Source organism: Streptomyces sp. NPDC059092 (genome assembly GCF_042756365.1).
GTDB lineage: Bacteria > Actinomycetota > Actinomycetes > Streptomycetales > Streptomycetaceae > Streptomyces.
Genome location: NZ_JBHZEJ010000093.1, coordinates 19,911 through 27,225 on the forward strand (window position 1 = coordinate 19,911; position 7,315 = coordinate 27,225).

Genomic DNA, 7,315 nt, shown 5'->3' on the forward strand with positions numbered 1-7,315 from the left:
TGCGAGGGAGCCCAGTTGGGTGCTCAGTCTGCCATCACTGCTGCTTCAATCGTCCTGTCGACGCCACGTCCAGTGTCCCCTCGAAGCTCCCGAAGACGGTTGGAGCCGCAGTTCGGTGACCGGATCCGGCTCGGCGTACTCACTGAGGAGATCACCCCCGAAGTGGTCTACGAGGTGCTGGAGTTGACCGGAAGGGCCGAGCGCTGCCGCAGGCTCCTGCCGGCTCGCGCGGTGGTCTACTTCGTCCTGGCTCTGTGCCTGTTCAGCAGCTCCGCAAGCACCGGGCCGCCGGGATACCGGGTGGTCCCGAGGACCCTGACCGAGAAACTGCGGCACCTGCCGGGCGGCCTCGTCCAGCGCCTGCCCACCAGTTCGGCCCTCACCAGAGCCCGCCAGCGCCTGGGCGACAAGTCGTTCCAGGCGCTTTTCGAACGCCGGTGCAGTGCCCAGGTGACACCCGCGCCCCCAGGAGCGTTCGCCTTCGGCCTGCGGCTGGTCGCCCGGGACGGCACCGCACTGGACGTACCGGACACCTCCGAGAACGCCGGGGCGTTCGGGTTCACCGGCCGCGACGGCACCAACAAAAGCGGAAACCCACAGGTCAGACTGATGGCCCTGCTCGAGTGCGGCACCCACGCCATCATCGACGCGGCCTTCGACTCGATCGCCAGATTCAGCGAGCACAAGCTCACCCGCCGCCTGCCCGCCTCCCCGCGGCCAGGCATACTGCTGCTGGCCGACCGCAACTTCGCCGGCCATGAATTGTGGGGCCTGATCGAGGCGACCGGCTGCAACATCGCCTGGCGGATCAAGAAGAACCTCGTGCTGCCACCGCTGTGGGTGCTGCCCGACGGCTCCTACGTGTCCGTCATGCCCACCCCCGCCGAGAGCCAGTGCCTGGGCAACGCCCGCTTCCACGGCCGCACCCCGACAGGGCTGCCGCAAGGACACCTCGTGCGCATCATCGACTGCACCGTCACCGTCCGGTCCCAGGACGTGCCGCCCCATACCGAGAAGTTCCGCCTGGCGACCAGCCTGCTCGACCACCGGCAGGCGTCCGCACGGCAGTTGGCCCAGCTCTACCACCAACGCTGGGAGATCGAGAACGGCTTCGCCGAACTCAAAAACCGGCTGCGAGGCGCCGGCTTCATCCTGCGCTCCAAGACCCCCGAGCTCATCTGCCGGGAGATCTACGCGCTCCTCACCGTCTACCAGGCACTGTCCGCGCTCAAAGTCCACGCAGCCGAACAGGGCGAGGTCGATCCCGACCGGATCTCCTTCACCACGACGGTGCAGCTCGCCCGGTGCACGACCGCCGGACAGACGGCAGCGAACCCGCAGGACCTGTGCGCCGTCCGACTCGAAGTCGTCCAGGAACTCCACAACGACCTCCTGCCCTCCCGCCGCGACCGCCGCTGCCAACAACTGAAGAAACCACCGAGGAACACCTTCCAAGCCAAGCGCCGGGACGAGCCTCGCCCTCCCAGCCGCGTCAGCTACTCACTCAAAGTCACGCGAAACCCGGCATACCTATCCGCACCTGTAAAAACATCCTAAAACACTGGCATTGCTCTGGCCTGGGGCGATGGGACTTGTCCAGGGTCCATGCCGTCGTCAGGAAAGCTGCACTCCTCGGGTGAAGGTGAGTACTGGGTCGTACCCCCGTGTCCGTGTCGAGGGCGGTGGCCGCGGAGCGGTTTCCCCGGCCGGGTCTCCTCGGGCACCGACGCCCCGAATACGAAACAGACCTCCGCGCAACACTGCTCGCATGGGAACCCACAGGGGTCTACGAGGAGACCAGCCAGGCCCACCTCCTTATCGGACAGCGCCCTCTGCCCCAGCCGCCGAGGCCACCTGATCTCGCCCCCGCACCAGACGCGGCCTACTCCCAGGCCAGCCAGGCAATTCGAGCAGGTCCGCAGCCTCTACCCTGCTCAGCAACAGCACCTGCGGTCCGAGGCCACGGACTCGTGCCCATCCGCCCAGTCCGACGTCGAGCGAACCCTCCGCTCTGTCTCCGGGCGAGAAGGCTGGTCCCCTCGACGATCGTCCCCGCCGAGGGGACCAGGCGACGCCTGGGATTCCGCACTCCGGACGCGACGATGACCAGGCACAGTGGAACCGGCCGGGTGCGTGCGCCGCCGGACCTACACCGCGAGGGCTCTACCGAACTCCCCAGTACGAGGCCAGCCACCGGGTCAGGATCGGTCAGGCCCCGGCGGAGCCCGCCCCGGCGAACTCAGCCAACGCGACAAAGTCCGGCTCCCGCAGACCGAGTCGCGGATCGACCCAGCGAAGCAGCGCCCTTCCCTCGTGCCGGGCGGCCACGAACTCCCGGTCGGCATCGGTGATTTCGTCATCCGCCCAGGCGAAGTCCCGACCCGCCGCATACGCCACCAGGGTCTCTGTCTTCCAGTGCGTCCCGTTGGGCCCCTCGCCCGCCAAACGGTCACCGAAGTCCACGAACGGCAGGTCGGGCAGACCCACGGCCGGCGCGATGAAGTCGCGGGCCTCGCCCATCCACGTAGTGGCCCAGACGACCGAGAACCCCAGGCTGGCCAACGCGGCTCCGTGCTGAGGATTCAGCCACACCCGCAGCGGCTTGACATACGCCCAAGGCTTGCCCGGATAGTGCCGTGCCAAGCTCGGCGGCTTCATACGGTGCGTCTCGTACCCCGCCGGTCGCCGCTCCGGCTGCGCCTTCCACGGATTGAGCGGACCGTCTACGTCGAGGAACAGCAAGGGGCCCACAGCAGTCTCTCCTTCTCACTGACCGCTCGTCCGTCGTCCGCCCACGACCATAGCGCCGCAGCCGGGACGAGGCGCCCCGTTTCCGCCCGAGCAGCAGAAGGAGACAGGGTGCCGCACACAGCGGCCCTCACCTAATGCTGTGACCGCATAGGTTCACCGGCTTGTTGAGGATTGTGTGGTGTGTGGGCCGGGGCCAGCGGGCCCGGCCCACACACGTGCGTCAGGCCACCGTGCCGGCAACTCCGGTGCGACCGTCCGGCACGCCGACGATCGTCACGATGATCTGCTTACGGATGTCCTCGCCAAGGACGCTGACCAGCGCGTCGGTGGTGGTGGCGACCAGTCGGGCGGGAGCGTCCGGGATCTCTGGAAGGTGATAAGCGGCCTCGCGCATGCTGAGAGTGACGAGCGGGGCGTCGATCTCGGCGGGGGCGCCGCCGATGCCCCGGCGGTTCTGCGGGATGCCGATCAGGTCCACCCCGACCAGGCGGCGGAACTCCTCGCCGTAGACGGCGCCGACCGCGTCGGTTAAGGCGCTGATCAGCTTCGGTTCGATCGTCCCGTCGAGGGCTCCCTCGCGGATGTGCACGCTCAGGTGCGGCATGGTGGAGTCTCCGTTCGCGCCGGTGGGTACCATGAAGAGAATTCGCTTTGCGTGCAAAGCAAAATAGCTTTGAAGGTAAAGATAAATGGGGAGGGGTGTGCGATGTCAACACCCAGGGCGCACGATGCCGACGAGGGTGACGGGAACGGAGTGGATGACACCGTCAGGGCCCTGCTGCTGCTCATGCCCCGCATGGTGGGCCGGGTCAAGAAGATCCCCGTGCCTGAGGCGCTGCAGTCCTTCTCGCTGGCGCCGCGTCACCTCTCCCTGCTCTCCTACCTGCTTTTTGACGGGCCGATGACCGTGAACGAACTGGCCGCTCGACTTCAGATCGCCCCAACGACGGTGAGCCTGCTGGTCGGCGACCTGAGCCGGCAAGGAATCCTGGAGCGGCGCGAGGACGAGGCGGATCGCCGCCGGCGGATCATCGGCATTGCGGCCGACCAGCAACCTGCGATCACCTCCTGGCTTGCCCCGGGCGCGGCCGCATGGCGCAAGGCGCTGGCCCCCCTGACACCGGATCAGCGGCAGCTCTTCGTCGACACAATGCTCGCCTACGAAGCCGCGGTCAGCGGCGAGGAACCGGGCTGAGCCGAGCCCGGCCCGCAAGGGCGCTATGGCCGGCCAGCGAGGCACCGCCGCCCACGGCAACGGGTATCCAGCCCAGAGGCCGACTGCATTCAGCGGGGTGTCAGGCGGTCGCGGTGACGGGGCGTCGTCCCCAGCGGATGCCCTTCTCGCTGCGGATGCGGGCCCGTTCCCTGCGTCGGGCGGCAAGTACGTCGGGGGTGGCCGGCGTTGGCATTGGGGACTGTTCGGGCGCGAGACGTGACGATCGCCGTCGGCCGCGAGGATACTCCGGGCAACATCAACACCGTCCGCAGCACCCTCGACCGGCTCGTCGGCACCTCCCGCGCCGACCATGCCGGCCGCGGCCTCTACCGCGCGGCCCGCCGCTAACGCGCGGCGCTCAGCCGGTAGGTTGGGTACGGGGCGGGCGCCGGGCCATGAGGGCCGTGGCGGAGGCGCACGCCCCACCAACGCCAGCCCATAGCAAAAGTCCATGATCACGCGGGCTCTCGTATCATGCCGAACCCAGCAGGAACCACGCCCCGCAGTGCCCGCCGGGAAACGTCGAGGAATGAGACCGCGCTGGGGCCGGGGAGGGCATACGTGATCCTGGTCCCCGCCTCGCGGGCGCCGGAGACCGCCGCCGCAGCGGAACACCTTCCGCCCGCGCTATGCCGACGGTCCGTACGCATGAGCACCCCCTCGACGTTTCGCTCCGCGGTCGTCTCCCGCCACGCAAGCACGACCGCCATCGGCGATCGCCGAGACCGACGTGCGGGTAGAACGGTTGGCTACTCAGCGCCCCCATGGAGCCCTTGCTGCCCGTCGTACCCGCGAAGCGGTACCGCAGTGGTTCCCCGGTGGACCCCGCTGCTCGAACAGGGTGCCGCTGCACGGCGGTTGGTTCTACGGCTTGTCGTGCTCGGCGGACACGAGAGGGTGTACCTCCGCGAAAACGCGCAGCCACGCCCACCGAATGGACATACTGGTGCAATGTATCCGCTGCTGAGCAGATGCCGGAAGCGGCACTGGGCCTCACCTCTCGCCGCCGGCGCTGTCATAGCCGTAGCTGTCACCACTGCTCCGGCCCATGCAGTGTCCGCCGCAACGCCGGAGAAATGCACCAACGGGAAACGGGACTCAAGGAGCTTCTCCTCGGTCGACGACCGGGAGATCAGGTGGACGGAAGCAACCAAGTACAAGGGCGCCCACTCCTGGGCGATCTCCCGCTGGTACACCTCCAACTACCGCCTCAACAAGATCAGAATCGCGCCCGACAGTGCTGTGACCAGCAACGACCTCCACTGGAAAGAAAAGGCCAAGGCAGACGGTGCTCTGGCGACCTGGGAGCGTCACGGCGCCATCGGTGCCACCGATTACATCTACATGAACAAGAAATACCTGGATGGAAGCGGCGAATACGCCAGCGAGTACTGGCGGAAAGCCGCAGCAGCACACGAACTTGGCCATGCCCTGGGTTACTGTCACAAAAAACCCGAGAAGAAGACCATCATGGCCTCAAAGATCGACCAGCTCGCCAGCAATCAGCCCACCGAGTTCGACCGCGCCGCGTACCACAAGCTCTGGGGATGAGATGAAAATCCGGGCCCTCGCCGTTTCGCTCACCGCTGCCGCCGTACTCGCCGCGGTGGGCCTCAGCCTCCACGCCGCAATGGACACCGACGTCCAAGTCGAGGACGGAGGCGGCCTGCGGATCTCCGAAGACCTCCAGGCCGCAGATCTCTCCCGCGACGAATACGTCGCGGCGGCCTCACAGCACGTCTTCCACGGCACAGTCATCCGCAAGACCGGTGAACAGCACACCGGCGGCAACGGCGACCTTGAGCAGCAATGGCTCGTTGAGGTCGACCGCGCCTTCAAAGGCGACGCGCGGGGGACGATCACCGTCAACACCACCGCCACCGACCAGGACGGCGACATCATCCCGGACCCGGGTGCCCCGGCCGTCGAGCCGGGCAAATCCTATGTGTTCGCCGGCATGTGGGGAGAAGACCCAGACCGCTACGAGACGTATGGAGGCGCCGCCGGAGTCCACGCCTCCAACGGCCTGACCCAGCCAGACCCGGAGACCGGACCACGCGCAGACCGGGCGAAGCACCACACGGTCGAGCAGCGATGGTCCTGGGCCGTCGAACACGCTCGCCCCGGGCCCGACACCGACGCCGCCACCGAGGACGACAACCAGAGCGGCTGACCCGGCTTGCCGCTGGAGCGTGTCTCCTTGGTGTTGTCCGCCATGCGAAGCTGTTCGCCATGGCGCCTTCGATAGTCCGTGGACTTGCTCTGCCCGCCCCGCTGACCTCGCTCATCGATCGCGGCCTCTGGCGTCACCCGGGCGATGCGGTGCTAGCGAAGGTCATCCCGTGGCTCAAGGCCCCACTTGCCTTCGTATCGAACCCCGAGCAGATGGCGTACGCGTCCCAATCAATGGACATGTTCGCCGATGATCCGCACTCCGCCTTCTTTCGCCAGGCACGCGTAATCAGGGGCGCCGCCCCGCTCGAACTTCCTTGGCTTGACGTTGAACAGGCAGTGCTGATCGCCACCACGCGCAACCCCGGTGATGACGGCGCCTTGGCTCTCGACTACCGGACTGACCCCTCAGATCCCCGCGTAGTCGGCAGTGATTTCTGGACGGACCACCTTCTGTGCCAGTGGCGGGTCGTAGCACCTACTTTCTCGGGCGGGCCTTGACCCGAAACCTTGGACACGGGTTGTGCGGCTGGTGCCAGCGTAGTTGATGTTGTTCTGGACGCCGTCTCGTAGGCGATCGGGCTGCGTTGCCCGAGGCGGGAGTGACGGCGTCTCGTGTTGTAGCGGTTCAGCCAGCGGAACGCGTCGAGGCGGGCCTCGCGCTCGCTGGACCAGCTCTTTCGACCCTGGAGAGTCTCGCGTTTGAACGTCGCGTTGAAGGACTCGGCGAGCGCATTGTCTGCGCTGGAGCCGATCGCGCTCATGGACTGACGGACGCCGGTTCTGCGGCAGGCATCGGCGAATGCCCGGCTGGTGTACTGGGCCCCGTGGTCGGTGTGCATGACCGCGCCGCTGAGGCTTCCGCGGGTTCGCTCGGCGGCGGCGAGCGCGTCGGTGACGGGATCGGTGCGCATGTGATCCGCGATCGCCCAGCCGGCCAGGCGGCGTGAGGCGAGGTCGATGACGGTGGCCATGTAGAGGAACTTCCCGCCGTCCAGGGGGAGACAGGTGATGTCGCCGACGTGCTTCGTGTTCGGTTCACTCGCGGTGAAGTCGCGGCCGATCAGGTCCAGGGCCTTCGCTGCGGCTGGGTCAGGGATCGTGGTGCGGTGCCTGCGACGCAGTCGCACTCCTGCCAGATTGATGTTCCGCATCACGCGCGCGATCCGCTTGTGG

At 67.4% G+C, this 7,315-nt stretch carries 7 protein-coding genes and 2 pseudogenes; 5 read left to right on the top strand and 4 right to left on the bottom strand.

What is annotated here, in order from left to right; genetic code table 11:
* The first annotated feature begins 99 nt into the window (after nucleotides 1-99).
* Nucleotides 100-1,557, top strand: a complete 1,458-nt coding sequence (locus tag ACFXPL_RS34090) for an IS4 family transposase (protein WP_384926979.1) — start codon at nucleotides 100-102, stop codon at nucleotides 1,555-1,557.
* 651 nt (nucleotides 1,558-2,208) lie between these two features.
* Here ACFXPL_RS34090 and ACFXPL_RS34095 read toward each other — a convergent pair.
* The gene (locus ACFXPL_RS34095; RefSeq protein WP_384926981.1) at nucleotides 2,209-2,751 is read right to left on the bottom strand and encodes a hypothetical protein; all 543 of its coding nucleotides are present in this window, start codon (nucleotides 2,749-2,751) and stop codon (nucleotides 2,209-2,211) included.
* A gap of 220 nt (nucleotides 2,752-2,971) precedes the next feature.
* A complete protein-coding gene (locus tag ACFXPL_RS34100) occupies nucleotides 2,972-3,355 on the bottom strand; it encodes a hypothetical protein (protein ID WP_384926983.1) in 384 nt (127 codons plus the stop codon).
* Between the two features lie 102 nt (nucleotides 3,356-3,457).
* Between ACFXPL_RS34100 and ACFXPL_RS34105 the strand changes: the two genes are divergently transcribed.
* Entirely contained in the window at nucleotides 3,458-3,946 is a 489-nt protein-coding gene (locus ACFXPL_RS34105) for a MarR family transcriptional regulator (RefSeq protein WP_384926985.1), read from the top strand.
* A 100-nt stretch (nucleotides 3,947-4,046) separates the two neighbouring features.
* Here the strand turns inward: ACFXPL_RS34105 and ACFXPL_RS34110 are convergent.
* A pseudogene (locus tag ACFXPL_RS34110) lies at nucleotides 4,047-4,142 on the bottom strand (IS630 family transposase); the annotation flags it as partial.
* Between the two features lie 41 nt (nucleotides 4,143-4,183).
* On the opposite strand from ACFXPL_RS34110, the gene ACFXPL_RS34115 reads away from it, so the two are divergent.
* The 3 genes from ACFXPL_RS34115 to ACFXPL_RS34125 all read left to right on the top strand — a co-directional run bounded on the left by ACFXPL_RS34115 (nucleotide 4,184) and on the right by ACFXPL_RS34125 (nucleotide 6,140).
* Nucleotides 4,184-4,315: a hypothetical protein gene (locus ACFXPL_RS34115; RefSeq protein ID WP_384926987.1), complete on the top strand. Its 132-nt coding sequence runs from the start codon at nucleotides 4,184-4,186 to the stop codon at nucleotides 4,313-4,315.
* A gap of 603 nt (nucleotides 4,316-4,918) precedes the next feature.
* Nucleotides 4,919-5,518: a hypothetical protein gene (locus ACFXPL_RS34120; protein ID WP_384926989.1), complete on the top strand. Its 600-nt coding sequence runs from the start codon at nucleotides 4,919-4,921 to the stop codon at nucleotides 5,516-5,518.
* A 1-nt stretch (nucleotide 5,519) separates the two neighbouring features.
* Complete coding sequence (locus tag ACFXPL_RS34125; RefSeq protein ID WP_384926991.1) at nucleotides 5,520-6,140, top strand: hypothetical protein; 621 nt, start codon at nucleotides 5,520-5,522, stop codon at nucleotides 6,138-6,140.
* 541 nt (nucleotides 6,141-6,681) lie between these two features.
* On the opposite strand, the pseudogene ACFXPL_RS34130 reads toward ACFXPL_RS34125, so the two are convergent.
* Nucleotides 6,682-7,315, bottom strand: a pseudogene (locus tag ACFXPL_RS34130) (IS3 family transposase); the annotation flags it as partial.

What these genes read in the sequence shown, in the direction of transcription:
- ACFXPL_RS34100 (WP_384926983.1), bottom strand. Translation starts at nt 3,355, where the DNA reads ATGCCGCACCTGAGCGTGCACATCCGCGAGGGAGCCCTCGACGGGACG.
- ACFXPL_RS34125 (WP_384926991.1), top strand. Translation starts at nt 5,520, where the DNA reads ATGAAAATCCGGGCCCTCGCCGTTTCGCTCACCGCTGCCGCCGTACTC.
- ACFXPL_RS34120 (WP_384926989.1), top strand. Translation starts at nt 4,919, where the DNA reads ATGTATCCGCTGCTGAGCAGATGCCGGAAGCGGCACTGGGCCTCACCT.
- ACFXPL_RS34105 (WP_384926985.1), top strand. Translation starts at nt 3,458, where the DNA reads ATGTCAACACCCAGGGCGCACGATGCCGACGAGGGTGACGGGAACGGA.